The sequence below is a fragment of the Streptomyces sp. NPDC046335 genome, assembly GCF_055587985.1.
This window is the reverse complement of record NZ_JBVJFF010000009.1, coordinates 352,509-378,308: the sequence shown is the minus strand read 5'-3', so window position 1 is coordinate 378,308 and position 25,800 is coordinate 352,509. Positions and strand designations below refer to the sequence as shown.

General features: G+C 73.0%; 23 protein-coding genes and 1 riboswitch. Of the genes, 11 read left to right on the top strand and 12 right to left on the bottom strand.

Features of this window, described 5'->3' with window-relative positions; all coding sequences use genetic code 11:
- Positions 1-37: 37 nt before the first annotated feature.
- From ACZ6JY_RS24120 to thiO, 5 genes are all read right to left on the bottom strand, one after another.
- Complete coding sequence (locus tag ACZ6JY_RS24120) at positions 38-922, bottom strand: deoxyribonuclease IV (RefSeq protein ID WP_469198629.1); 885 nt, start codon at positions 920-922, stop codon at positions 38-40.
- Positions 923-1,177: 255 nt separating this feature from the next.
- On the bottom strand, positions 1,178-3,136 hold the full coding sequence (gene pknB / locus ACZ6JY_RS24115; protein WP_469198627.1) for a Stk1 family PASTA domain-containing Ser/Thr kinase: 1,959 nt from the start codon (positions 3,134-3,136) through the stop codon (positions 1,178-1,180).
- Between the two features lie 149 nt (positions 3,137-3,285).
- On the bottom strand, positions 3,286-4,080 hold the full coding sequence (locus ACZ6JY_RS24110; RefSeq protein ID WP_469198626.1) for a thiazole synthase: 795 nt from the start codon (positions 4,078-4,080) through the stop codon (positions 3,286-3,288).
- A gap of 2 nt (positions 4,081-4,082) precedes the next feature.
- Positions 4,083-4,295 carry a sulfur carrier protein ThiS gene (gene thiS, locus ACZ6JY_RS24105; RefSeq protein ID WP_469198624.1) on the bottom strand — a complete coding sequence of 71 codons (213 nt, stop codon included), beginning with the start codon at positions 4,293-4,295 and terminating at the stop codon, positions 4,083-4,085.
- Entirely contained in the window at positions 4,292-5,503 is a 1,212-nt protein-coding gene (thiO, locus tag ACZ6JY_RS24100) for a glycine oxidase ThiO (RefSeq protein ID WP_469198622.1), read from the bottom strand. The genes thiS and thiO overlap by 4 nt, the downstream gene beginning before the upstream one ends.
- Positions 5,501-5,613, bottom strand: a riboswitch (TPP riboswitch). It overlaps the preceding gene by 3 nt.
- Before the next feature lie 184 nt (positions 5,614-5,797).
- On the opposite strand from thiO, the gene ACZ6JY_RS24095 reads away from it, so the two are divergent.
- From ACZ6JY_RS24095 to ACZ6JY_RS24075, 5 genes are all read left to right on the top strand, one after another.
- On the top strand, positions 5,798-6,961 hold the full coding sequence (locus ACZ6JY_RS24095; RefSeq protein ID WP_469198796.1) for an NAD(P)/FAD-dependent oxidoreductase: 1,164 nt from the start codon (positions 5,798-5,800) through the stop codon (positions 6,959-6,961).
- A 69-nt stretch (positions 6,962-7,030) separates the two neighbouring features.
- The gene (locus ACZ6JY_RS24090; protein ID WP_447036873.1) at positions 7,031-7,396 is read left to right on the top strand and encodes an Rv2175c family DNA-binding protein; all 366 of its coding nucleotides are present in this window, start codon (positions 7,031-7,033) and stop codon (positions 7,394-7,396) included.
- A 340-nt stretch (positions 7,397-7,736) separates the two neighbouring features.
- A complete protein-coding gene (gene thiE / locus ACZ6JY_RS24085) occupies positions 7,737-8,420 on the top strand; it encodes a thiamine phosphate synthase (protein ID WP_469198620.1) in 684 nt (227 codons plus the stop codon).
- Positions 8,421-8,541: 121 nt separating this feature from the next.
- A complete protein-coding gene (metF, locus tag ACZ6JY_RS24080; protein ID WP_469198618.1) occupies positions 8,542-9,459 on the top strand; it encodes a methylenetetrahydrofolate reductase [NAD(P)H] in 918 nt (305 codons plus the stop codon).
- Positions 9,460-9,510: 51 nt separating this feature from the next.
- A complete protein-coding gene (locus ACZ6JY_RS24075; protein ID WP_469198616.1) occupies positions 9,511-10,434 on the top strand; it encodes a hypothetical protein in 924 nt (307 codons plus the stop codon).
- 68 nt (positions 10,435-10,502) lie between these two features.
- Here ACZ6JY_RS24075 and ACZ6JY_RS24070 read toward each other — a convergent pair whose 3' ends face one another.
- The 3 genes from ACZ6JY_RS24070 to ACZ6JY_RS24060 form a co-directional block, all read right to left on the bottom strand.
- Positions 10,503-12,005, bottom strand: a complete 1,503-nt coding sequence (locus ACZ6JY_RS24070; RefSeq protein WP_469198614.1) for a phytoene desaturase family protein — start codon at positions 12,003-12,005, stop codon at positions 10,503-10,505.
- Between the two features lie 50 nt (positions 12,006-12,055).
- On the bottom strand, positions 12,056-12,670 hold the full coding sequence (locus ACZ6JY_RS24065; protein WP_469198612.1) for a DUF4126 domain-containing protein: 615 nt from the start codon (positions 12,668-12,670) through the stop codon (positions 12,056-12,058).
- Positions 12,671-13,047: 377 nt separating this feature from the next.
- Positions 13,048-13,668 (bottom strand): TetR/AcrR family transcriptional regulator, encoded by a 621-nt coding sequence (locus ACZ6JY_RS24060; RefSeq protein WP_469198610.1) that lies wholly within the window; start codon positions 13,666-13,668, stop codon positions 13,048-13,050.
- Positions 13,669-13,854: 186 nt separating this feature from the next.
- Between ACZ6JY_RS24060 and ACZ6JY_RS24055 the strand changes: the two genes are divergently transcribed.
- The 3 genes from ACZ6JY_RS24055 (at position 13,855) to ACZ6JY_RS24045 (ending at position 16,026) form a co-directional block, all read left to right on the top strand.
- Positions 13,855-14,403: an SAV_6107 family HEPN domain-containing protein gene (locus tag ACZ6JY_RS24055; RefSeq protein ID WP_469198609.1), complete on the top strand. Its 549-nt coding sequence runs from the start codon at positions 13,855-13,857 to the stop codon at positions 14,401-14,403.
- A 97-nt stretch (positions 14,404-14,500) separates the two neighbouring features.
- Positions 14,501-15,337, top strand: coding sequence for a methyltransferase (locus ACZ6JY_RS24050; RefSeq protein WP_469198608.1), 837 nt, complete (start codon positions 14,501-14,503; stop codon positions 15,335-15,337).
- Between the two features lie 275 nt (positions 15,338-15,612).
- Positions 15,613-16,026 (top strand): DUF3040 domain-containing protein, encoded by a 414-nt coding sequence (locus ACZ6JY_RS24045; protein WP_469198607.1) that lies wholly within the window; start codon positions 15,613-15,615, stop codon positions 16,024-16,026.
- 137 nt (positions 16,027-16,163) lie between these two features.
- Here ACZ6JY_RS24045 and ACZ6JY_RS24040 read toward each other — a convergent pair whose 3' ends face one another.
- From ACZ6JY_RS24040 to ACZ6JY_RS24025, 4 genes are all read right to left on the bottom strand, one after another.
- On the bottom strand, positions 16,164-18,632 hold the full coding sequence (locus ACZ6JY_RS24040; protein WP_469198605.1) for a transglutaminase TgpA family protein: 2,469 nt from the start codon (positions 18,630-18,632) through the stop codon (positions 16,164-16,166).
- Between the two features lie 52 nt (positions 18,633-18,684).
- Positions 18,685-20,052, bottom strand: coding sequence for a DUF58 domain-containing protein (locus ACZ6JY_RS24035; RefSeq protein ID WP_469198604.1), 1,368 nt, complete (start codon positions 20,050-20,052; stop codon positions 18,685-18,687).
- Entirely contained in the window at positions 20,052-21,074 is a 1,023-nt protein-coding gene (locus ACZ6JY_RS24030) for an AAA family ATPase (protein WP_469198603.1), read from the bottom strand. The genes ACZ6JY_RS24035 and ACZ6JY_RS24030 overlap by 1 nt, the downstream gene beginning before the upstream one ends.
- 230 nt (positions 21,075-21,304) lie before the next feature.
- Positions 21,305-21,925 (bottom strand): beta-class carbonic anhydrase, encoded by a 621-nt coding sequence (locus ACZ6JY_RS24025; RefSeq protein ID WP_469198602.1) that lies wholly within the window; start codon positions 21,923-21,925, stop codon positions 21,305-21,307.
- 353 nt (positions 21,926-22,278) lie between these two features.
- Between ACZ6JY_RS24025 and rsmH the strand changes: the two genes are divergently transcribed.
- The 3 genes from rsmH to ACZ6JY_RS24010 all read left to right on the top strand — a co-directional run bounded on the left by rsmH (position 22,279) and on the right by ACZ6JY_RS24010 (position 25,759).
- Complete coding sequence (gene rsmH, locus ACZ6JY_RS24020; RefSeq protein ID WP_469198601.1) at positions 22,279-23,238, top strand: 16S rRNA (cytosine(1402)-N(4))-methyltransferase RsmH; 960 nt, start codon at positions 22,279-22,281, stop codon at positions 23,236-23,238.
- A gap of 67 nt (positions 23,239-23,305) precedes the next feature.
- Complete coding sequence (ftsL, locus tag ACZ6JY_RS24015) at positions 23,306-23,791, top strand: cell division protein FtsL (protein WP_469198599.1); 486 nt, start codon at positions 23,306-23,308, stop codon at positions 23,789-23,791.
- A 6-nt stretch (positions 23,792-23,797) separates the two neighbouring features.
- Complete coding sequence (locus ACZ6JY_RS24010; protein WP_469198597.1) at positions 23,798-25,759, top strand: peptidoglycan D,D-transpeptidase FtsI family protein; 1,962 nt, start codon at positions 23,798-23,800, stop codon at positions 25,757-25,759.
- Positions 25,760-25,800: the final 41 nt, after the last annotated feature.

The following is a 25,800-nucleotide window of genomic DNA, read 5'->3' as shown; positions in this document are numbered from 1 at the left end:
AAGGGTCGCCGGAGGCGGTTGGATACTCCGGAGCCGATTAGACGCTCCTGAGGCCCTGGAGCCGTGCGACGTCCGCCGCGTGTCCGTCCTTGCCGCCGGGCGTCTCGATGACCAGGGGTACGCCGTCCGTGGCGGGGTGCAGCATCAGCTCGCGGAAGGGCTCCTCGCCGATGTGGCCGGTGCCGATGTTCTCGTGGCGGTCCTTGTGGGCGCCCGCGACGTCCTTGGAGTCGTTGGCGTGCACGAGCTTGAGGCGGCCCTCGCCGACCGTGTCCACGAGGAGGTCGAGGGTCTGCTTCATGCCGCTCGGCCCCGTCAGGTCGTGGCCCGCGGCGAAGATGTGGCACGTGTCCAGGCACACGCCGAGCTTCGGGTGCGAGTCGAGCGCCTCGAAGTACGGGCCGAAGTCCCACGTGCGGGAGCAGAGCGAGGCGCCCTGGCCCGCGGTCGACTCCAGGAGCAGGAACGGGTCGTCGTCGTGCGTCAGCTCGTCGAGCAGCGGCAGCATGCGCTCGCGCACCTGCTGGAGGGCGACCGCGCGGTCCCGGCCGCCGGTCGCCGAGCCGGTGTGCACGACGACGCCGAGTGCGCCTATGTCGCGGGCCCGGCGCAGCGAGTGGCGCAGGGAGTCCACGGACTTCTCCGCGGTCGCTTCGGTGTGCGAACCGAAGTTGATCAGATAGGGCGCGTGGACGTACGCGGGGATGTTCTCGGCGGCGCAGGCCTCACGGAACGCCTCGTCCTGCTTCGGGTTGCCCACGGGCGTCGCCCAGCCGCGCGGATTGGCGACGAAGACCTGGACGGCCTCCGCGCCGATCTCACGGGCGTAAGAGAGACCCACGGAGGACAGACCTCCGGCCACGGGGACATGACCGCCGACGGGATTGCGGGACGCTGCAAGGGGGAGATTGTCGCTGCTCACCCGGTCAAGGGTGGCATGCCCGGCGGCCTGCTATGGCAGTGCGGAGGGACGGGCGACGCTGGTCACACCCGGGAGCCCGCCGCAGGCGAGAAGGCCTGGCCTCGCCGAAGCCGTGGGGCACCGGCCGTGTGCGGGGCAGCAGGGGGCGCGGGGAACTGCGCGCTCAGCCCAAGAGAACCCGCGGACGGGAAGTCCACGGTCAGCGACCGGAAGCCCGCCGCAGGCGAGAACGCCCGCCCCCGCCACACCCTCGGCTCAGCGGATCTTGATGGTGATCGACGACCCCTTGGGGGCCTTGTCGCCGCCGTCCACCGACTGTTCCTTCACGGTGTCGCCGAAGAAGCCGAGCAGACCCCGGTCCTCGTCCACCTCGAAGCCCGCCCGCTCCAGCTCGTCCGTGGCCTCGCCGACCTTCATGCCGGTCACGTCGGGAACCTCGATCATCTCGGGGCCCTTGGAGAGGGTCAGCGTGACCGTGTCGCCCTCGGCGAGCGACGTGTCCGGGGCGGGTGACTGCCGGACGACCCCGCCCTTGTCCACGTCCGTGGAGTGCACCCGGTCGGGGGCGATCCGCACCTTGAGCCCGTCCTCCTCGAGGTCGTCCCTGGCGTCGTCCAGGGCGTCGCCCGTCACGTCCGGGACCTTGATCTCCTCGCCCTTGCTGACGACCAGGGCGACGGCGGAGTCCGCCTTGCGGGTGAAGCCGGCCCGCGGGTCCGTGCTCACCACGGAGCCCTTCTCGATCTCGTCGCTGAAGGCCTTCTTGACCATGCCCGGCGCGAGACCGGCGTTCTTCAGCTCCTGCTTGGCCTTGGCCAGCGGGAGATCCTTGACGTTCGGCACCTTCACCGTCTCCGGGCCGCGCGAGACGGTCAGCGTCACCTTGCCGTTCTGCCGGATGCGCTCGCCCGACCCGGGGTCGGTGGCCATGACCGTGCCGCGCTTGTCCGTGTCGCTGAACTCGCGCTCGACGCCCTTCACGTCCAGCCCAGCCGCTTCCAGGCGCTGCTTCGCCTGCGCCTCGGTCTTCGTGAGCAGCGGCGGGACCTTCGTGAACTGCCCGGAGTTGATGTACCAGACCCCCGCCCCGAGGCCGAGGACCAGCAGGACGGCCGCCACCACCGCGACCATGCGGCGCCGGGGGTCGAACCGCCTGCGCGAGGCCCGCGCGGGCGCCGGCGGCTCGGCGGGCGGCGGCGTGGACAGAATGCTGGTGCGGTTCAGCGGAGCCTGCGGGTCCGCCGCCTCGGCCTCGGCGGGCAGTGAGAGCTGGACGGAGCGCGCCGCGCGCGGGATCACGCTGGTGCGGTCATCGGCGTTGTCGTGCTCGGTCGCGTGGGCCTGCGGCGGCACCGCGTCGAGCTGCCGCTCGCTGAGGGCGGCCCGCGCCTCCCTGAGCCGGGCCAGGAGCGCCACCGCGTCGTACGGGCGCACGTCCGGCGTACGGGCCGTCGCGGAGGCGACGAGATCGTCCAGCTCGGCGGCGAGACCCGGCACGGCCGCCGACGGGGGCGGCACGTCCTCGTTGAGGTGCTGGTAGAGCACCTGGGCGGGGGAGTCCCCGGAGTGCGGCTTGGCCCCGGTGAGCATTTCGTAGAGCAGGACCCCGCACGCGTACACGTCCACGCGCGTGTCCGACGTGCCGTGCTCGATCTGCTCGGGCGCCATGTAGGAGACGGTGCCGAGGACGGTGCCGGTGGTGTTCGTGACGGTGTCCACCGCGCGTACCAGACCGAAGTCGGCGACCTTGACCCGGCCGTCGTCCCCTATGAGCACGTTCTCGGGCTTCATGTCGCGGTGCACGAAGCCGGCCCGGTGCGCGGAGCCGAGCGCGGCGAGCACCGGCTCCAGGATGTCCAGCGCGGCCCGCGGCTGGAGCGCTCCGCGCTCGCGCAGGACGTCACGCAGGGTGCAGCCCGCGATGTACTCCATCGCCAGATAGACGTACGAACCGTCGGTGCCCTGGTCGAAGACGCCCACCACGTTCGGATGCGAGAGGCGGGCGACCGACTTGGCCTCACGGATGAAGCGCTCCACGAAGGAGGCGTCGGCCGCCAGCGTGGGGTGCATCACCTTGAGCGCGAGCACACGGTCGAGGCGGGTGTCCACGGCCCGGTAGACCGTGGCCATCCCGCCGACCGCGATACGGCTGTCGATGCGGTAACGGCTGTCGAGCAGCTGCCCGACGAGCGGGTCCTGAAGGGTCGTGTCCACGCAGGGGAGTCTACGAGCCACCGCCGACAGCCCATCCCGGGCGGGCGTATTCACCGCTGGACTGAAGCCGAGCTGTGACAGGCGAACCCGTGACGGGCGGGACCCGCCCGCGGGCGCTCAGAACGAGGGCCCCTCAGAACGAAAGCCGCTCAGAACGCGGGCCGCTCCGGGTCCAGCCGGGCCATGCCCTCCACCGGCGACGACGCCTCCGCGAAGTGCCGCCGCGGAATCCGCCCCGCCCGGTGCGCCAGGCGCCCCGCCTTGACCCCGTGCCGCATGGCCTCCGCCATCAGGACCGGCTCCTGCGCCCGCGTCACCGCGGAGGCGAGCATCACACCCGCGCACCCCAGCTCCATGGCGAGCGTCGCGTCGGAGGCGGTGCCCGCGCCCGCGTCCAGGATCACCGGCACGCGCGCGTGCTCGACGATGAGCTGGAAGTTGTGCGGGTTGCGGATGCCGAGCCCGGAGCCGATCGGGGAGCCGAGCGGCATGATCGCCGCGCACCCCACGTCCTGGAGCTTCCGCGCGAGCACCGGGTCGTCGTTGGTGTACGGCAGGACCGTGAAGCCGTCGTCGACCAGCGTCTCGGCGGCGTCGAGCAGCTCGATGGGATCGGGCAGCAGCGTCCGCTCGTCCGCGATCACCTCCAGCTTCACCAGCTCCGTGCCGAGCGCCTCGCGGGCCAGCCGGGCGGTCAGCACGGCCTCCCCGGCGGTGAAGCAGCCCGCCGTGTTCGGCAGGACGCGGATGCCGAGCCGGTCGAGCACCGAGAGCACCGAGCCCCGCACGCCCGGGTCGAGGCGGCGCATCGCGACGGTGGTCAGCTCCGTACCGGAGGCGACGAGGGAGCGTTCGAGGACATCGAGGCTCGGCGCCCCGCCCGTGCCCATGATCAGGCGCGAGGAGAGGGTGAGCCCGCCGATGACGAAGGGGTCGTCCGCCATGGTCAGCCTCCCTGGACGGCGGTGAGTACTTCGACGCGGTCACCGGCGGCGAGCGCCGTGGTGGACCACCGCGCGCGCGGGACGACGGTTTCGTTGAGGGCCGCCGCGACACCGGAGTGGGCGGTCGTGAGGGTGGCGACGAGCGCGTCGAGGGTGGTGCCCGACGCCACGTCGCGCACCTCTCCATTGACGGAAACGGTGAAGGGCGTACTCATGCGGGCTGCTCCGTGAACGACTGCGGGGGGAAGGCGGGGGAGGGCTCGGTGAAGCGGCACGGGGTGAAGGGCAGCGCCTCGTCGGGCAGCTCACCGCTGGTCAGCGCCTGCGCCATGACGTCACCCGTGACCGGCGTCAGGAGGACGCCGTTGCGGTAGTGCCCGGTGGCGAGGTGGAGCCCCGGCAGGCGCGTCGGGCCGAGCAGCGGCGCGTTGTCGGGCGAGCCGGGGCGCAGACCCGCGCGGGTCTCGGTGAGCGGCAGCTCGGTGATGCCGGGCACCAGCTCATGGGCGTCCCTGAGCAGCTCGTACACGCCGCCCGCGGTGACCGTGGTGTCCCAGCCCAGCTCCTCGCTGGTGGCGCCGACGACGAGCTCGCCGTTCTCGCGCGGTACGAGATAGACGTGGCTGCCGCGCACCACCGCGCGCACCGTGCGGCTCAGGAACGGCGCGTACGCCTTCGGCACCGTCAGGCGGCAGACCTGCCCCTTCACCGGCCGCACGGGCGGCAGCACGGCATCGGGCACGCCCGCGAGGCGCCCGCTGAGGCTGCCCCCCGCGAGCACGGTCTGGCCCGCGTGCAGCGCGGTGCCGTCCGCAAGCACCACCCCGCGGGCCCGGTCGCCCGCCACGTCGAGGCGCTCGGCCCAGGCGCGGCGCAGGACCACGCCCGCCCGCTCGCAGGCGATCACGAGCGCCGCGGTGAGCCTTCTGGGGTCGATCTGGTGGTCGCCGTCGACCCGCAGCCCGCCGCGCACCCCCGGTGCGAGCATCGGCTCCAGACGCCGGCACTCACGGCCGCTCAGCCACTCCGACTCCAGGCCCGACCGGCTCTGGAGGGCGTGCAGCTCGCGGAGGTGGGCGCGGTCGTCGGAGTCCAGGGCGACGGCCAGCGTGCCGCAGGTGCGGTAGCCGAGGTCACGGCCGCTCGCCTCGGTCAGCTCGGCGGCGAAGCCGGGGTAGCGGCGGGCGGAGGCGAGGTTGAGGCCGAGCAGGGCCTGCTCGCCGTGGTGCAGCTCGGTGACGGCGGCCAGCATGCCCGCGGCGACCTGCGCCGCGCCGCCGCCGGGCTCGGGGTCGACGACCGTGACGGTGAGCCCGCGCTGGGCGGCCCGCCAGGCCGTGACCAGGCCGATGATGCCGCCGCCCACGACGAGAACGTCCGCCGGGCGCGTCGATTCCTCAGGTGGTGGTGTCCGTGGATGCATGGGCGTCCAGCCCCTCCCTTCGCCGGCATGACCCGGATCAGGTTCGTACGGTCGGAGGCCGTCCAGCCTCCCTCTCAGCCCGGTCCGTCCGGGCTCCCGCGAGTGCTCTGCACGGGCCACCCTAGCCCGTCACCCCGCGCGACAGTAGGGGAGCTGTCCGGATATGGGCAGTGACGGTGTGTCAGAGATCTCCTCGCCCGCCCCTGAGGACGACCTTGTCCGCCGCCCTAGAGTGATCGGGTGAGTGAGCAGCGGAGGCAGGCAGAGCGGCACGTCGTCATCGTCGGTGCGGGGATGGCCGGCGTGCAGACCGCCGTCGCCCTGCGGGAACAGGGGCACGCGGGCCCGGTCACCCTCGTCGGGGCCGAGATCCACCAGCCGTACGACAGGCCGCCGCTGTCCAAGGCGGTGCTGCTCGGCAAGGCGGACGGCTCCGCCTTCGACATCGACTTCGAGGCCCTCGGCATCGGGCTGCGCCTCGGCCTTGAGGTCACCGGGGTACGCCTTGGCGACCACGAACTGGACACCGCCGCGGGCCCCGTCCCGTACGACGTGCTGGTCCTCGCGTCCGGCGCCGAACCGATCCGGCTGCCCGGCACGGAAGGCGTCCCCGGGGTGCACTTCCTGCGCACGCTGGACGACGCCGAGCGGCTGCGTCCCGTCCTCGCCGAGCAGCACGACATCGTGGTCGTGGGGGCGGGCTGGATCGGCGCCGAGTTCGCCACGGCCGCGCGTGAGGCGGGCTGCTCCGTCACCGTGGTGGAAGCCGCGGGCCGCCCGCTCGCGGGGGCGCTGCCCGCTGAGGTCGCGGCGCCCATGGCCGCCTGGTACGCGCACTCCGGGGCCGAGCTGCGCACCCACGCGCGCGTGGAGCGCGTCGAGCCGGGCGCCGTGCTCCTCGACGACGGCACCCGGCTGCCCGCGGGCGCCGTCGTCGTCGGCATCGGGGCGCGGCCCGCCACGGGCTGGCTCGCCGGCTCCGGCATCGAGCTCGGCGCCCACGGCGAGGTCGTCGCCGACGACCACCTGCGTTCGTCGGCGCCCGACGTCTACGCGGTCGGCGACTGCTCCTCGTTCCCCTCGGGCAGATACGGCGAGCGCCTCCTGGTCCACCACTGGGACAACGCCTTGCAGGGCCCGCGCACGGTGGCCGCCAACATCGTCGGGGACACCCCGGTGGCGTACGACCCGGTGCCGTATTTCTGGTCGGAGCAATTCGGCCGCTTCGTCCAGTACGCGGGACACCACACGGCGGCCGACGAACTCGTCTGGCGCGGCGACCCCGCGGGTGTGGCCTGGTCGGTCTGCTGGCTCAGGGACGGCGCACTGGCGGCGGTCCTCGCGGTGGGCCGCCCGAGGGATCTGGCCCAGGGCCGCAGACTGATCGAGTCGGCGACCCCGCTGGACCCGGCCCTGGCGGCGGACCCGTCGATCCCGCTCAAGAAGGCGGCACTGTAGACGGCGGCGCCGCGGCAGGCGCGCCGGGCCGCGCGGTACGGGCTCCCGCCCGGCGCTACGCTTGGTCACGTGACCGAGATTGACGCAAAGACCGACGCACTCGTCCCCGCCTGGCTCCACCTCCCCGACATCGCGGAGATGCTCGATGTCGAGGTGACGCGCGTGCGCCAGCTGGTCAAGGAGGGCCAGCTGATCGCCGTACGCCGCGGTGAGAACAGGGCCCTCCAGGTGCCGGCCGCCTTCATCGACGACGACAAGGTCGTCAAGGGCCTGGTCGGCACGCTGACGCTGCTGAGGGACGACGGTTTCTCCGACGAAGAGATGCTGGAGTGGCTCTTCACCCCCGACCCCTCCCTGCCCGGCACGCCCGCGCAGGCCCTCAGCGAGAATCGCGGCACGGAGGTGAAGCGCCGCGCCCAGGCGCTCGCCGTCTGAGAGCCTGTGTCATCACCCCGGCCGGGCGTGCGACGCCTGGCACGCACTCCCCCACGCCTGAAGGGCGCGGGGGGACCCCCATCGAGGACGTTCCGGCGCCTTGCGATCGCACGCTCCCCCAAGCTCTCGACTTCGCTCGAGCAGGGGGGACCCCCATGACGCCGCACGTTGATCCGACCGGGGTTATGACACAGGCTCTGAGCGAACACGGCGGCCGCAGCGGGTGGCCGCCCGAGTGACAGGCGGGCGCCGAACCGCCCGTACGAACACGCCGTCCGGCGCGCGGGCCGCACTCCGCGCGGCCCGCGCCGCCGAACCGAACCCCCGGGGGGACCTCTTCATGGCCGCAGACAAGCGCGCCCAGCTCGCCGACGCCCGGCTCTACCTGTGCGTGGACGCCCGCAGGCGCCAGGGAGACCTCCCGGAGTTCCTCGACGCCGTCCTCGCGGGCGGCGTCGACATCGTGCAGCTCCGCGACAAGGGCATGGAGGCCGCCGAGGAGCTCGAACACCTCCAGGTCTTCGCCGACGCCGCCCGGCGGCACGGCAAGCTCCTCGCCGTCAACGACCGCGCGGACGTCGCGCACGCCATCGGCGCCGACGTGCTGCACCTGGGCCAGGGCGACCTGCCCGTCCCCGCCGCCCGCGCCATCCTCGGCGGCAGCGACGACGTGCTGATCGGCCGCTCCACGCACGCCGAGTCCGAGGCCGCCGCGGCCGCGGTCCAGGAGGGCGTCGACTACTTCTGCACCGGCCCCTGCTGGCCCACCCCCACCAAGCCGGGCCGCCACGCCCCGGGCCTCGATCTGGTCAGGTACACGGCCTCGCTCGGCACGGACCGCCCCTGGTTCGCCATCGGCGGCATCGACGCGGCCAACCTCGACGAGGTGCTCGAAGCGGGCGCCCGCCGCGTGGTCGTCGTACGGGCGATCACCGAGGCCGACGACCCGGGAGCCGCCGCCGCGGAGTTCGCGAAGCGGCTGCGTACGGCCGTCAGAGCCGCGCCGCCGACGGTTCACGGCTGATGTCGGGCCGGCGCCCGGCCCGTGTCCGGCCAGTGTCCGGTCCGTGGACAAGAAACCGGCAAAACAGGCCATTTCGACAGGCCCGGTTGGGTGACCGCCGAGGCCTGGCTAACCTGCCGGTATGGCCCTAGGCACTGCTTCCACCAGGACTGACCGCGCACGCACCGTGCGCGACATGCTCGCGACCGGCAAGGCGACGTACTCGTTCGAGTTCTCCGCGCCGAAGACCCCGAAGGGCGAGCGGAATCTGTGGAACGCGCTGCGCCGGGTGGAGGCGGTCGCCCCCGACTTCGTCTCCGTCACCTATGGAGCGGGCGGCTCCACGCGCACCGGCACGGTCAAGGAGACGCAGCAGATCGTCGCCGACACCACGCTGACGCCCGTCGCCCACCTGACCGCCGTCGACCACTCCGTGGCCGAGCTGCGCAACATCATCGGGCAGTACGCGGACGCCGGGATCCGGAACATGCTCGCGGTCCGCGGCGACCCGCCCGGCGACCCGCTCGGCGAGTGGGTCGCGCACCCCGAGGGCCTCACCTACGCCGCCGAACTGGTCGAGCTCATCAAGGAGTCGGGCGACTTCTGCGTGGGCGTCGCGGCGTTCCCCGCGATGCACCCGCGCTCGCCCGACTGGGAGAGCGACACCCGGCACTTCATCGACAAGTGCCGCGCCGGCGCGGACTACGCGATCACGCAGATGTTCTTCGACCCCGAGGAGTACCTGCGGCTGCGCGACCGCGTCGAGGCGGCGGGCTGCGACACGCCGATCATCCCCGAGATGATGCCGGTCACCAACGTCCGCCAGCTCGACCGGCTGCCCCAGCTCAGCAACGCCGTTTTCCCGGCCGAGCTGAAAGAGAGGATCCTCTCGGTCAAAGACGATCCCGCCGCTGTACGCTCCATTGGCATCGAGTTCGCGACGGAGTTCTGCGCGCGGTTGCTGGCCGAAGGTGTCCCTGGGCTGCACTTCATCACGCTCAACAACTCCACGGCGACGCTGGAAATCTACGAGAATCTGGGCCTGCACCGCCGGGCCTGAACGGCCCTACCCCCGTGCCCACGGGCGGCGGCCGTAGGGGAGAGGGGCGTAATGGGCTGGACGGTCCTCTACATCGCGTTCGGATGCGTCGCGCTGTGGCTGCTCGGCGAGGTGCTGCTGCAGTACAAGGCCAGGCTGCGCTGGCGGCTCCTGGCGTTCGTGGGCTTCCTCTGCGTGGTCATCGGCGTGCTGATGCCGTCGGTGTGGGTCATCGGGCTCGGCGCCATCGCCTTCGCCACCGGCCAGACGTACGTGACGCTCTCGTTCCGCCAGGGCTTCTCCACCGGCTGGGCGCTCGGCGGCAAGCCGGGCCTGAGCAGGCGCCGCAAGGCGTCCGGCAGGTCGGCGGCCGTGCAGGAGCCGACGCTCCAGGTCTCCGACCTGGAGTACGAGCAGACTCCCGACCAGCAGTTCGAGCCGGTCCCGCCGCCGCCCGCGCACGACCCGGGGGTCTACGCCCCGGAGCCGATGCCCGACGACACCGGACAGTACGGCGTCTACGACGACGCGGCGCACGCCCCGCCCGCCACCGGCGACGCCTACCAGGGCGCGGACCACGGCTACGACACCGCGGCCTTCGCGGGCTACGACCAGCCGGGTTATGACCAGCAGGGCTACGAGCAGCAGGGCTACGCGTACGGCGAGAGCGGGCAGCAGCAGTACGCCGCGTACTCCGACCCGTACATCGGCGGACAGGGCTACGGCGCCGGGCAGGGCTACGAGGCCTACGGCGGGCAGCAGCAGTACGCCCCGTACGGCGGCGACACCTACGGCGGGCTCGACGAGGTGTACAACGAGACTCCGCCCGGCGGCGTTTGGGTGCCCCAGCAGCGCTCCACCGACGCGCAGTACGGCGGGGAGCTCCCGCAGGAGCAGCCGTATCCGTACGGGCACGGCGACGGCCACGACGGCTCGGGCCAGGGCCCGGGTCCGGGCCATCACCCGGACCAGAACGAGCAGCAGTACCGCTACTGATTCGTCCCGTACCGCCTCCCCCGTATCCCTCCCCCGTACTGATCACCCGGGCCGGAGCGCCGCCTCGCTCACTGCGAGCCGCGGAACTCCGGCCCCTCGACGATCAGCCCGGCGACCAGCGCCCCCGACATGCCCGCGTGAGGCAGGCCGCCACCCGGATGCGACCAGCCGCCGACGGCGAAGAGCCCCGGCAGCCGGGTGCCGTTGGCCGGGTGCAGGAGCCTGCCGTCCGCCGCGGCGAGAGCGGGGGCGGGCACCGAGCCACCGTCGGCGCCCGTGGCCCCGGCCACATCGGCCGGCGTACGCACCTCGTGCCACAGCAGGCGGCTCCGCAGCCCCGGGACGGCGGCCTCGGCGCGGTCGATCAGCCGCTCCACGTCGGCCGGGGTGACCTCCAGACGCGCGGGCACCGTCACCGTGAGCGTCACCGCCTCGTGCGCGTCGTCCGGAGCGTGGCCGGGGCCTTCGGGGCGCAGCACCGTGACGGTGGGGGCGGCGGCGAGGCCCGGCCGCTCTCCGAAGAGGTGGTCCAGCTCGGCCCCGCGGTCCGCCGCGTGCACCACCGTGCGGTGCGGGGCGGACTCGGGGCGGCCGCCGGACAGGGCCAGCAGAACCGTCAGGCGGCTCGGTGTCCCGGAGCGTCCGGGCACGTCACCCTCCGCCCGCACGTCCACGCCGCCCGGCATCAGCCCGGCCAGAGCGGTGGGCGTGACGCCCGCGACCACGAAGTCCGCTGCCTCCGCCGTGCCGTCCATGAGCTCCACGCCCGCGGCGCGGCCGTCCTTCTCCACGATCCGCGTCACCGCGGCGCCGAACACGAACTCCACCCGCCGGGCCAGGCACCGCTCGTACAGCGCCCGGGCCAGCTCGCGCATGCCGCCCCGCACCGCCCAGACGCCGAAGGTCTGTTCCATGTACGGCAGGACGGCCGCGCTCGCCGGGGTCGTCCGCGGGTCGAGGCCGTGCGCCAGGGCGAAGTATTCGAGGAGCGCCACGAGGCGGGGGTCGCCGCCCAGCTCCAGCTCGCCGATCCCAGCGAACGTGGCCGCGCGGCGGTCGCGGCGCAGCAGCCGCTTGTGGACCACGGCGGGATACGGCTCGCGGGCGCCGAGCACCGTCCAGTCGTCGAAGAGGGGCTCCTCGAGGAGGGGGCGGCGGGTGCGGTCCCACGTCTCCCTCGCGCGGTTCACGAAGGCCGCCCAGCGGGCGCCCGAGCCGTCGCCCAGCGCCTTGTCCAGGGCCTCGCCGATGCCCGCGCGCGAGGCGTTCGGCAGGTCGGTGACGGTGCCGTCCGCGAAGACGTGCCGCACGGCGGGCTCCACCTGGGTGAGCTCGACGCACTGCTCCAGGGGCTCCTTGCCGGTCTTGACGAACACGTCGCGGTAGACCGCCGGGAGCTGGAGCAGTCCCGGTCCCGTGTCGAAGGCGAAGCCGTCCCGCTCGAAGCGGCCGAGCGCGCCGCCGTACGTCTCCCCGCGTTCGTACACCACCACCCGGTGGCCCGCGACGGAGAGCCGGGCGGCGGCCGCCATCGCGCCCATCCCGGCGCCGATCACCACAATCCGTGCCATGCCAGGGACTTTATCGGCCGCCACTGACAGTGACGACGGAGCCCTCGCGCTCAGCCGGGCGGCGGCCCCGCGCGGCCCGCGAGCCGCCTCTCCTCGCGCCGCTGCGCCCTGCGCCGCAGGAACCGGCGGATGCGGGAGACGAGGAGGACGAGGAGGAACAGGCCGAGCAGCAGGAGTACGCCCGCGATGATCGCGGCGGCCTCCGGATGGAACATGGCGAAGGAGACGACCCCGCCGACCCCGAGATCCTCCGCGATGCTCAGTACGACGTTGCTGAACGGCTCCGGCGAGGTGTTGACCGCCATCCGCGTCCCGGCCTTCACCGCGTGGCTGGCCAGCGCGGTCGAGCCGCCGACGGCCCCCGCCGCCAGATCGGAGAGTGAACCGCTCTGCCCGGCGAGCAGCGCCCCGACCACCGCTCCGGAGACCGGCCGGATCACGGTGTGCACGGAGTCCCACACCGAGTCGACGTAGGGGATCTTGTCGGCGACGGCCTCGCAGGCGAAGAGCGCTCCGGCGGCGATCAGGACGTCCGGCCGCTGGAGCGCCTCCGGGACCTCGTCACTGACACCGGTCGCGCCGAAGACGCCGAGCAGCAGGACAACGGCGTACGCGTTGATCCCGCTCGCCCAGCCGCTGGTGAACACCAGGGGGAGTACGGACACGGACGTGATCGTAACCACTGCCGGAGCGGACCGGCCTGAGGTTGAGCGCGCATGCCTGAGTACCCGTACCTAGGAGAAGAGATGAGTACGCGCGCGGATGGGCCCTCACCTGCAAAGACGGAAGAGTGAGGGCCACGGAGAAGGGCGTGGCGCCGGTACCGCCGACACGGGGCGGCGGAACGGGCGCCACACCCTTGCCCGCTCCTCCCGCCACCAGGCGGGGGCGAGGTACGGGGGTGACTCGGGGGACGACCACACGGGGGTCGCACGGGGGGTCACGGGGGACGTGAGAGGCGCCGGTCCGGTGCCGCCCGGAGACGGGGGGCCACCGGACCGGCGCTGTCGCGTGCGGCCCCTGAGCGGGCGGGCGCGTGCCGCTACGCGCGCGTGCCGCTCACGCGGCCCTGGAGCAGCCGGGACAGTGCCGCGTGCACGTCGTCGAGCGAGCGCTGGGGCTGGAAGGCCTGCCAGTCGAGGGCGGCGACCAGCACCATGCCGACGAGCGCGGCGGCCGTCAGCGGGATGTCGATCTCCTCGCTCAGCTCGCCGTTCCCGACGCCCGCGCGCAGCACGTCCTCGACCACCGCGACCGCCTGCTGTCTGACCACCAGGAGCGTGGACTGCCAGGCCCGGTTGGTCCGCCAGAGCTCGGCCACGTAGAGCTGCGTGAAGGCGGGGTAGCGGTTGATGAAGTCCAGACCGGCCCTGATCATCGCGTCGAGGGCGTCGACCTTGCTGCCGCCGGCCCGGTCCGTCTCCTCGGCCGCCTCCTTCAGGGAGGCGGTCAGCAGGCCGACACCGTGCCGCAGCAGCTCTTCGAAGAGGACGGACTTGCTCGCGAAGTTGTAGTAGACGGTGCCCTTCGCGACCCCCGCCCGCTCGGCGATCTCGTCGACCGTCGTCGCGGAGAATCCCTGTTCCGCGATGAGGGTGACGGCGGCTTCGTAGAGCTTCTGCCGGGTGGCCTCTCGCCGACTGCCGGCCGCACTGCTGTCCATGGCCCTGATTCTCACAGGTCCCGCCGCGCCCACGGCGCCGGCTCCGGGCGGACCCGGTCCCGGGCCAAGCCTCGCCACGCAGCGGCGATATGGGCGAAAGGCCAGGTCAAGGCCGATTGTCAGTGGGGTACTTCACCATGGGCACATACGGCCACTGTGCCGTCACACGACGACAGGAGGTTCGTCATGGCCAGCTCTTCCGCAGCAGCCGCACGCCGGCACCGCGCCGTCGGCGCTGCTCCCTCACTGACCGGCCCGGCGAGCGATGTCCACCCCGTCCTGCGCCGCGCGACCGCCCCGCCCGCCGCCCTCGAACTGCTCGGCCAGGCCCGCGCCGGAATCGAGGAGGCGGCCCGCCTCGACGCCCCGAACGAGCGCTATGCCACCGCCCACCTCGCCGCCCTGCGCACCGCGGCCGCCGTCCTCGCCGCGCGCGGCCGGCCCGAGACGACCCCGCGCCGCAGGCAGCGCATCCGAAGCGCCTGGGAAGTCCTCCCCGAGATAGCACCCGAACTGACCGAGTGGAGCGCCCTCTTCGCCTCCGGCGCCGCCCGCAGGGCCCGCGCCGAGGCGGGCATCCGGGGCGCCGCCACCGCCCGCGACGCAGACGACCTGCTGCGGGACGTGGCGATGTTCCTGCGTCTGGTCGAGCGGATGCTGGTGCTCCAGCCCGTACTGCCCCAGCCGAGGCAGGAGCCGCCCGCGGCCGGAGAGGGGCCGCCCGACGCGAGCTGACAGGGCGTCCCGCGGTGCGGGACGGTGACCGGGGCACCGGGCGGCAGGCAATAGGGTGGGAGTCGTTCGCACCCCACGCGCCGAGGAGTCAACTGCCGTGTCGGACCCGATGCGCCCGCCCGTCTCCCATCACCACGCTCAAACGGCGTCGCTGCGCTCCGACCCCTACCGTCCCCGCGCCTCTCTCCGTACCGCCGTGGTCTGGGACGTCCTGAAGGACGCCCTCGACCGCCGCGTCAAGGTCACGGGCCGGGAGTCACGCTCCGAGCTCGACGTGCTCGACACCGGGGGCGGCAGCGGCAACTTCGCGGTGCCCGTCGCCCGACTCGGGCACCGCGTCACGGTCGTCGACCCCAGCCCGAACGCGCTGTTCGCGCTGGAGCGCCGGGCCGCCGAGGCCGGAGTCGCCGACCGGGTGCGCGGTGTCCAGGGCGATGTGCTCGGCCTCTTCGACGTGGTCGGGCGCGGCGGCTTCGACGCCGTCCTGTGCCACGGCGTCCTGGAGTACGTGGACGACCCGGCCGAGGGCGTGCGCCTCGCCGTCGACGCGCTGCGCCCCGGCGGCATCCTCAGCCTGCTCGGCGCCGGACTCGGCGGTGCCGTGCTCGCGCGGGCCCTCGCGGGCCACTTCACGGAGGCGCAGACCGCTCTCGCCGACCCGGCGGGCCGCTGGGGCGAGGGCGACCCCGTGCCGCGCCGCTTCACCGCCGAGCAGCTCACCGCGCTCGTCGAGGCCGCGGGCGTCCGCGTCGACGCGGTGCACGGTGTCCGGGTCTTCGCCGACCTGGTCCCGGGCGTCCTCGTGGACACCGAGCCCGGCGCCATGGAGGCCCTGCTCAAGCTGGAGGCCGCGGCCGCCGAACTGCCCGCCTTCCACGCCGTGGCCACTCAGCTGCATGTGCTCGGCGAGGTCCGCGAGACGGCCGGAGCCTGAGGTACGCCGTTGGCTGACCCGCTGATCAGGGGCGCAGCCGCACATGGAGTACGCCACAGGCCCCCCGAACGGGCTACCGGCGCCGTATGATCGAGGGACACCGTCCTGCATGACAGTCCGGCCGCTGGGGAATGCACGCTTCAGCGGGCCGGAGGGGCATGAAGGTCCGGTTTGGCGAAGTTGGCGCAGAGGGGCGGGTTTCACGGGGGCGATTCCCTGCCTATCCTGAAGGGGACCCCCGGTCGCCCCGGCGACTGCACGATGAGGAGGACTCCGTGCCGCTCTCGGAGCACGAGCAGCGCATGCTCGAGCAAATGGAGCGAGCGCTGTACGCCGAAGATCCCAAGTTCGCGACAGCGCTTGAGGGAAGCGGGCTGCGTACGTACACCCGGAAGCGGGTCTACCAAGCGGTCGTGGGCTTCCTGGTGGGCATCGCCCTCCTCATGGCCGGAATGGTCGCGCAGCAGATCTGGATCAGCGTGGTGGGTTTTCTCGTCATGCTGGGCTGTGCGGTGCTCGCCGTCACCGGTTGGCGCAAGGCCCCGAAGCCTGGTGAACAGGGTGCTGGGGCCGCGGCCGCGCAGGGTGGACCGCAGGCTCGACGGCAGACAAGGCAGCGCCGCTCCGTCATGGACCGTATCGAACAACGATGGCAGCGCCGCCGCGACGAGCAGGGCGGCGGTCAGTGAGCGAAGCCCGGCCGAGCTGAGCCGGACGCATTGTGCCGTACGTGAGGGGTGACCGCCACCGGGCGGTCACCCCTCACGCATGGGGGCGGCGCGGGTAGGACAGGCCCCCGCGGCCCCGGTCCCTCAGCCCCGGTCCCTCAGCCCTCTTGCCGTGCCCGGCGCGGCAGCTTCCGCGTCAGGGCCGTCCACCGCTTGGTGACCCGCTCGCTCCACCGTTCGCTCAGCGCCGACCAGCGTTCCGAGGCCGCCCACACCACCCGAGCGGTCGAACGCGGGGCGAGCGTCGCCCGCAACCGGATGGAGCGGGTCGCCGAGGCGCGCAGCCCCTGGCGTATCCGCCGTACGTCGTCGGAGAGCCCCGACACGGGCTGCGGGGACGGGGCGTACAGCACCTGTTCCACCGCGGTCGCCAGCCGGTGCGCGGCCGCCGCGGGCTCCGTCGACAGCCTGCCGATGCGGACGATCCGGGCGGCGGCCTTGCGCGGCGTCAGCGACTCGTCCGGCAGAATGCCGTGGTCCCAGGCCGTGTCGGTCGCTTCGAGCCAGGCGGCGAGTGTCCGCGCCGCCGCGGCTTCCGGTGTGGGACCGCCGACGCCACGCGCCCAGCCGGCCGGTGCCTGTCCGTGCGGGCCCGTCGCCAGCCGCACCGACTGCACCCGGGTCCGCCACAGCAGCGGCGACAGAAGCGCGAACAGCAGGAGCAGCGCGGCCACCGAGAGGGCCACGATCTTCCCGACGGGCGGCCCGCCGCTGCCCGACCCGGCCGCGGCCTCCGGAGCCGCGCTGGTACAGCCGCCCTGCTTCGCCAGGTCCGGCGGGCAGCTCTCGGCGGCCGAAGGCGCCGTGGAGGGCTCGGAGGAGGCCGAGGGCTCCGGCATGTCGGGGTCACCGGCGTCACCGGGGACGACGTCGGAGCGGGTGTACTCCGGCACCGAGCCGCGGTTGGGCGTCGGCTCGAAGCGGGTCCAGCCCACGCCCTCGAAGTACAGCTCGGGCCAGGCGTGCGCGTCCCGCAGCCCCACCGACATGGTGCCGTCCGCCTGCGCGGAGCCCGGCGTGAAGCCCACGGCGACGCGGGCCGGGATGCCGAGCGTCCGCGCCATGGAGGCCATCGCGAAGGAGAAGTGGACGCAGAAGCCCTCCTTCTGCTCCAGGAACCTCCGGATCGCGGAAGGACCACTGCCCGCCTTGACCTGGGTGTTGTACGTGAAGCCGCCGTCGGAGGCGAAGTAGTCCTGGAGCTTGACCGCCTGCTCGTACGGGTTCGCGGCGCCCTTGGTGACCTGGCGGGCCCGGTCCGCGACCATCCCCGGCAGGGACTCAGGGACCTCGGTGAACTCCTCCCGCAGATCCCCGGGCGGCGCGGAGGCGTTCGCGAGCTGCTCGGCCGTGGGCTCCACGACCAGGCTCGTGACCTGGTACTTCGCGCCCCGCGTGGTCTGTCCCCGGTCGCCGACGAGCGCGCGGCCCACCGGCTCGTACCGCCAGCGGCCGCCGATCTGCACGCTGCTGGCGGGGAAGGGCATGGGCAGCCAGTTCTGCGCATAGCTCTCGGAGGCGGAGAGGGTCGTCCGGACCTCGCTCCTGCGCACGTCGGCGGCGAGCCCCCGGGGGGTCGGCAGCGGTGAGGGCACGTCCTCGATGCGCCGCACGGTCGTCTTCCACGTCGTACCGTCGAACTTGTCGAGCGAGACGATGCGCAGATACTGCTCCTCGGTCCGCTCGGCGTTCGTGCGGTACGAGATGACCTCGCGGTCCTCCGGCTGGTTCAGGCTGTCCTGGAGCGCGACCAGCGGGTTCACGGCGGAGATCGTCCCGCCGCCGCCCGAGCCGTCGCCCCCGGGGCCGCCGTCGCCGCCCAGCAGGCCGCCGTCCAGGGCGGGCAGCGCGAGCGGCACCACCAGGGCGATGCCGAGCGCCAGGGCGCCGATACGCCGTCCGGTGCGGACCGGGGCGATCACCCCGGTGTTGCTCTCCAGGCCGCCCGAGACCCGCCCCGGCGCGCGCGCCGCGCCGCCGAACACCCGGCCCCACTGCGAGAGCCTGTCGCGGCCCTCCGCGAGCAGGAGCAGCAGATACCCGGCAGCGGCCAGCAGGAACCACAGCCATCCGGCGCCGTCACCGGAGAGGCCCGCCGCGACCGAGTACAGCGCGAGCAGCGGGAGCCCGGCGGGGGCCGCCGTACGGAAGGTCACCGCGAGGGCGTCCACCGCGAGGCCTATCACCAGGACGCCGCCGACCAGCATCAGCCGGATGCCGTCGCTGAGCGGCGCCGGGATCGCGTACCGCCCGACGTCGTCGGCGCCCGCCTCCAGGAGCAGCCCGAAGCGGCGGAACACGTCGGGGCCCGGCAGGAACCCGGCGATGGCCTGCCGGCGGGCGAAGACCAGGGTGAGCAGCAGCAGCGTCACCAGCGCCTGCACCGCCACGGTGAGCGGCCTGGCCAGCGGCGCCCGCCGGGCCAGCGCACCCACCCCGCTCTGCAGCGCGAGCAGGATCACCGCTTGCAGGAACCACGTCGCGGGGTCGACGAGCGGCAGCATCGCGCTCGACGCCATCAGCGTGGCCGCGGTGGCGCAGAGCGACAGCCGCGCGCGTCCGCTCATGACGGTCCCCCCACTGTCGTACCCACTGTCGTACGTACTCGCCGCGCGGCACTCATGCCCAGCCCCCGGTCGTCGTCCCCGCGGCGGGCGCGGGGCCCGCGCTGGTGCGGGCGTGGTCCGCCTGGCGCCACAGATCGGTCAGGCTCGCGCCCGGCGGCACGGGCAGGGCCGTCCAGCCGGCCCCGCGCAGCATCCGCACGCGCGCGTCACCGGCATCGGAGGGAGCGTTGCCCGGGCCCTGTGCCCAGGCCGTGCTGTCCAGGACGAAGGCGACCGCGGCGCCGCTGCGCTGGCGCATCTTGCCGACCACGGCCGCCTGCTCCTCGTCGAGGTCGCCGAGGAAAGCGACGAGGAGGCCTTCGTTGCCCCCGCGCAGGACGTCGTAGGCGCGGGAGAGTCCGGCGCCGTCGGAGTGGTCGATCACCGCGAGGGTGTCCATCATCAGCCCTGCCGCGTCCGCCGACTCCTGGCTGGCGCCCGCGAAGCCGTCCGAGCCCTCGCCGGGCACCGACGTCCCGGTGTCGGTGAGGAGCCGGACCGAGAAGCCGCGCTCCAGCATGTGCACCAGGGCGGAGGCCGTGCCCGAGACCGCCCATTCGAAGGCGGAGTCGGGGCCCGCGCCCCGGAAGCCGACGCCCCGGGTGTCGAGGAGCACCGTGCAGCGGGCGCGCTGCGGCTGCTCCTCGCGGCGGACCATCAGCTCGCCGTAGCGCGCGGTGGAGCGCCAGTGCACCCGGCGCAGGTCGTCGCCGTGGCGGTACCCGCGCGGGATGACGTCGTCCTCGCCGGCGAGGGCCAGCGAGCGGTTGCGCCCGTCGCCGTACCCCTTGGCCTCGCCGGTGAGCCGCACCGGGGGCAGCGCCTCCACGCGCGGGATGACGGTGAGGGTGTCGTACGTCGAGAAGGAACGCGTCAGCTCGCACATGCCGAACGGGTCCGAGAGGCGCAGTTGCAGCGGGCCGAGCGGATACCGTCCGCGCAGGTCGGAGCGGACGCGGTAGGACACCTCGCGGCGGCCGCCCGCCTCGACGCGGTCGAGCACGAACCGGGGCCGGGGACCGAGTACGTACGGCACCCGGTCCTGGAGCATCAGGAGCCCGGTGGGCAGCCGGGAGACGTTGTCCATGCGCAGGTGGACGCGGGCCTCGGAACCCGCGGGCACGCGCGCGGGGGAGAGCCTGCGGCTGCCCGCGACGCGGTACCGGGTGCGGAAGAGGACGACGGCGCAGACCAGCGGCAGCACGGCGAGCAGCAGCCCCACGCGCAGCAGATCGCTCTGGCCGAGGACGTAGGCACAGATGGCGGCGGCGACACCGGCCGCGAGGAAGGAGCGCCCGCGGGTGGTCAGACCCGCGAGGGCCGTGCGCAGCCCGCCCTTGTCGTCGTCGGCGGTGCCGTCCGGCTGCCCCCCGGCAGCCATCACAGCCTCCGGGCGCCGGGCGGCTGCTGGTTGAAGAACCCGCCGGGGGCGGGCTGGGCGGCGGCCGGGACCGGGGTGTGCTGGAGGATCTCCAGGACGACCTGCTCGGCCGTGCGCCGGTTCAACTGGGCCTGTGCCGTGGGCAGCAGGCGGTGCGCGAGGACCGCGACGGCCAGGGACTGCACGTCGTCGGGGAGGGCGAACTCCCGGCCGCTGAGGGCCGCGGACGCCTTGGCGGCGCGCAGCAGGTGCAACGTCGCGCGCGGGGACGCCCCGAGTCTCAGGTCAGGGTGGTTGCGGGTCGCCCCGACCAGGTCCACCGCGTACCTGCGCACGGTGTCGGCGACGTGGACGGTGCGGACGGCGTCGATGAGCTTGACAATCTCGTGGGCGTGCGCCACCGGCTGGAGGTCGTCCAGGGGGGAGGCGCCGCCGTGGATGTCGAGCATCTGAAGCTCGGCCTCCGGGCCCGGATAGCCGATGGAGACGCGTGCCATGAAGCGGTCGCGCTGCGCCTCGGGCAGGGGGTACGTGCCCTCCATCTCCACCGGGTTCTGGGTGGCGACCACCATGAACGGGCTCGGCAGTTCATAGGTCTGCCCGTCGATCGTGACCTGGCGCTCCTCCATGGACTCCAGGAGCGCGGACTGCGTCTTCGGCGACGCGCGGTTGATCTCGTCGCCGATCACGATCTGCGCGAAGATCGCGCCCGGCTTGAACTCGAAGTCCCGGCGCTGCTGGTCGAAGATGGACACACCCGTGATGTCCGACGGCAGCAGGTCCGGCGTGAACTGGATCCGCCGCACCGAACAGTCGATGGACCGCGCGAGCGCCTTGGCCAGCATGGTCTTGCCGACGCCCGGCACATCCTCGATGAGCAGGTGCCCCTCGGCGAGCAGCACGGTCAGCGAAAGCCGTACGACCTCCGGCTTGCCCTCGATCACACCTTCCACCGATCCGCGGACGCGCTCCGCGGTGGTGGTCAGATCAGTGAGGCTCGCTCGATCGTCATAGGTCGTCACCCGGCCCTCCTCGGCCCTTCCCCAAGCTCTCAAGGAGCAGGGATTCCCCATTTCCGGGCCGCTCATTGCGCGCGGCCCGGCCCACCCCGAATTCACCGGCACCACGCGTGATGGTTCCGCGTGGTGCCACCCCCGCATTGTTGTTGGGCATAAGGGGTTGTGTCACTCGCCTGTGGATAACTGGCGCCGATTTGTCGGGTCTTACGACTCTTTGTCAGTCACGCACGGTGTCACGCGGGGTCGATCTCGCGCAGGAGACCCGTCTTCACGTCGAACACGAATCCGCGTACGTCGTCGGTGTGGAGGAGGAAGGGCGAGGTCCGCACGCGGCGGATGGACTGCCGGACGTCCTGGTCGACGTCGCGGAACGACTCCACCGCCCAGGCCGGACGCTGTCCGACCTCCATCTCCAGGTCGTGCCGGAACTCCTCGGTGAGGGATTCGAGGCCGCAGGTGGTGTGGTGGATGAGGGCGACGCTGCGGGTGCCGAGGGCGCGCTGGCTGATGGTCAGGGAGCGGATGACGTCGTCGGTGACGACACCGCCCGCGTTCCGGATGGTGTGGCAGTCGCCCAGTTCGAGGCCGAGCGCCTCGTGCAGGTCCAGGCGCGCGTCCATGCAGGCGACGACGGCGACGCGCAGGACGGGGCGGGCGTCCATGCCGGGATCGGTGAAGCCGGCGGCGTACCTCGCGTTGGCTTCGACGAGGCGGTCGGTGACCGTGCCGACGGCTATGTCGCCGTGCGGCTCTGCGGGAGTGGGGCCCGAGGAAGATGCGGAAGTCGACATGGTGACGACGTTAGTCCGCACTGATCGCCGCGGCGCGTCGTGGGAAGGGACAAAGAACGTCAAAGACTCTTGTTGTGAGGTAACCCACACGAGTGTCGTAAGGGCCACTGTTCGAGTGACTTCTCCCTTTTCGTCCCCTTCGCCGGTTTGATCGGCGACGCGCAGGCCGGTTGATTGACCGGGAGACACGGTGGACTAAAGTGACGCGAAGCGGGAGCCGCGACCTGCTCCCCGCTGGACCGCACATCCCGGGGATTCCCCGAAACCCCCACGTGCGCGGCGCGTACGTACGGCTCGGCCTCCTCCCGCTCCGGTCGGCTGACGCCACTTCCCGGCGCCGGCAGGCCATTCCCCTTCACGGAGCGGGCGGGGACCCGGCAGTGCGTAGGACGCCGCGCCGGACCTGAGAGGGCCCCTTGACCGAGAACAGCCGACACGTCCCGGTGATGCTCCAGCGGTGCCTGGACATGTTGGCCCCCGCGCTCGCCGAACCGGGCGCGGTCGTCGTGGACTGCACCCTCGGCCTCGGCGGCCACAGCGAGGCCCTGCTCTCCACCTTCCCCGCCGCCCGCCTCATCGCCCTGGACCGGGACAAGGAGGCCCTGCGCCTCTCCGGTGAGCGGCTCGCCCCCTTCGGCGACCGGGCCACCCTCGTCCACGCCGTCTACGACGAACTGCCCGAGGTGCTCGACCGCCTCGGCGTCCGGCGCGTGCAGGGCATCCTCTTCGACCTCGGCGTCTCCTCCATGCAACTCGACGAGGCCGACCGGGGGTTCGCGTACGCCCAGGACGCGCCCCTGGACATGCGCATGGACCAGACGACCGGCATGAGCGCCGCCGAGGTCCTCAACACGTACGCGCCGGGCGAACTGGTGCGGATCCTGCGCCAGTACGGCGAGGAGAAGCAGGCCAAGCGGATCGTGGGCGCCGTCGTGCGCGAGCGCGAGAAGGAGCCGTTCACCAACAGCGCCCGTCTCGTCGAGCTGATCCGCGACTCCCTGCCGCAGGCCGCCAAGCGCACCGGCGGCAACCCCGCCAAGCGCACCTTCCAGGCCCTGCGCATCGAGGTCAACGGCGAGTTGAGCGTCCTGGAGCGGGCCGTCCCCGCGGCCGTCAAGACGCTCGCCGTCGGCGGCCGTATCGCCGTCCTCTCGTACCACTCGCTCGAAGACCGGCTCGTGAAGCAGGTCTTCGCGGCCGGTGCGGCGAACAGCGCACCCGCCGGTCTGCCCGTGGTCCCGGAGCGCTACCAGCCGCGGCTCAAGCTGCTGACCCGCGGTGCCGAACTGCCCACGGAGGAAGAGGTCGCCGAGAACCGCCGGGCGGCGCCCGCCAGGCTGCGCGGCGCCCAGCGCGTACGCGAAGACGTCGGTTGAGCCGGTAGGCCCGCAGAGGGCGCGACAGGCCGCCAGGCCCCATGAGCAGAGTCCGCGAGGAGGCTCCATGAGCAGGAAACCCGAGCTGCGGGGGAGGGCCGCCCGCCTCGCGCGACTGCTGCCGCAGGGCCCCGCCCAGGCCGCGCGGGCCCCCTTCGTCCTCCTCGTCGTGCTGCTCCTCGGCGGCGGCCTGATCATGCTGCTCATCCTGAACTCCTCGCTCAACGAAGGCTCCTTCCAGCTCAGCGAGCTGAAGAAGCGGACCAAGGACCTCACCGAGGAGGAGCAGCAGCTCCAGCGCGAGGTGGACGGCTACGCGGCCCCCGACGCCCTCCAGCGCCGCGCCGACGAGCTCGGCATGGTCCCCGGCGGCGACCCCGCCTTCCTGGACCCCGACGGGAGCGTGCGCGGCGTGCCCCGCACCGCCGCCGGGCAGCCCGTGCCCCGCCCGCAGGGGGCGCCCGCCCCGGTCGTCATCCCGCGGGCCCCGGCCGCGCCCCCCGTGGCGCCGCCGCAGGCCCCGCCGCCCGTTCCCACGACCTCCGGCAGGTGATGACAAGTGTCCGACAGGGAACCCCCGCGGCGGCGCGTACCAGGGCCCGCGAAGCCCGTGCGCCCCGCCGCCGGACGCCGCCCGGCGTCCGGCAAGCGGCCCGCGTCCGGCAAGCGCCCCGCCGCCCGCCGCCCCGCGGCCAAGGGCAGGACCCGCACCATCCGCCTCGGCAGCCCCAGGCCCCGGCTGCGCATGGTCAGCCTCGGCCTGACCCTGGTGATGCTCGCCTTCGTCGTACGGCTGCTCCAGGTACAGGCCGTCGACGCCGGCGCGTACGCGGCCAAGGCCGAGAAGAACCGCTATTTCACCCACACCCTGACGCCCGAGCGCGGGCGCATCACCGACCGCGGCGGCGTCGAACTCGCGGCCAGTGAGGACGCGTACGACATCACGGCCGACCCCTCGCTGTTCACTCCGAAGGAGATGAAGGTCAAGGACGCGCCGGAGCAGGCGGCCGCGCTCCTGGCCCCCATCCTCGACCAGGACGCGGCGAAGATCACCGCGAAGCTCAAGACCCCGGACACCCGCTACGTCCTGCTGGCCCGCCGCCAGACCCCCCAGGTGTGGAAGCAGATCAAGGACCTGCGCGGGGCCCTCGCCGAGAAGGCGACCGCCGACCCGGACTCGCCGAACGTGCTGGCCGGCGTCCTCGCGGACCCCAGCAGCAAGCGGGTCTACCCCAACGACGACCTCGCCGCCGGGATACTGGGCTGGGTCAACGCCGAGGGCAAGGGCGCGGGCGGCCTCGAACAGCAGCTCAACAAGAAGCTGGCGGGCGAGGAGGGCAAGATCCGCTATGCCCAGTCCGGTGGCCGGCGCGTGCCGACCGCGGGCTCCATGGAGACGCCCGCCGTGCCCGGCTCCGACGTCGAGCTCACCATCGACCGCGACATCCAGTGGGCCGCGCAGAACGCCATCAGCGAGCAGGTCAAGAAGTCCGGGGCCGACCGCGGCTACGTGCTGGTGCAGGACACGCAGACCGGTGAGGTCCTCGCGATGGCCAACGCGCCCGGCTTCGACCCCAACGACCTCTCGCAGGCCGACGGCAGGGCGCTCGGCAACGCCGCGCTCCAGGACGCCTTCGAGCCCGGCTCCACCGCCAAGGTCATGTCGATGGCCGCGGTCCTGGAGGAGAACGCGGCCACGCCCGACACCCATGTGACCGTGCCCAACCGGCTGCACCGCGGCGACCGCCTCTTCCAGGACGACATCGACCACCCCACCTGGTCCCTGACGCTCAACGGCGTGCTCGCCAAGTCCTCCAACATCGGCACCATCCTGGCCACCGGTGAGCTGGGCAAGACGCAGAAGGAGGCCAACGAAGTCCTCCACTCCTACCTGCGCAAGTTCGGCATCGGCAGGGAGACCGGGCTCGGCTTCCCCGGCGAGACGCCCGGCATCTTCGCGTCCGCCGACAAGTGGTCGACCTCGCAGCAGTACACGATCCCGTTCGGCCAGGGCTTCTCGATCAACGCCATGCAGGCGACCTCGGTCTACTCGACCATCGCCAACAACGGCGTACGCGTGGAGCCCACGCTCGTGCGCGGCATCAAGGGCCCCGACGACCGCTTCACGCCCGCCCCCAAGCCGAAGAAGACCCGGGTGGTGAGCGACAAGACGGCCAAGACCCTGGCGCGGATGCTGGAGTCGGTGGTCGACGACGAGGAGGGCACCGGCAACAAGGCCCGCATCCCCGGCTACCGCGTCGCGGGCAAGACCGGTACGGCCAACCGGGTCGACCCCGTGACCGGCCGCTACAAGGGCTACACCTCGTCGTTCGCCGGTTTCGCGCCGGCCGACAAGCCGCGCGTCACCGTCTACTGCGCCATCCAGAACGCCACCCAGGGCAGCTACTTCGGTGGCCAGATCTGTGGCCCCATCCACAAGAAAGTCATGGAGTTCGCCCTCAAGACGCTCCAAGTCCCGCCCACCGGCAAGGGCCCGGCCCGCCTTCCGGTGACCTTCTAGCCCTCGGACCGACACCTCGGACCGACACCTCGGACCGACTC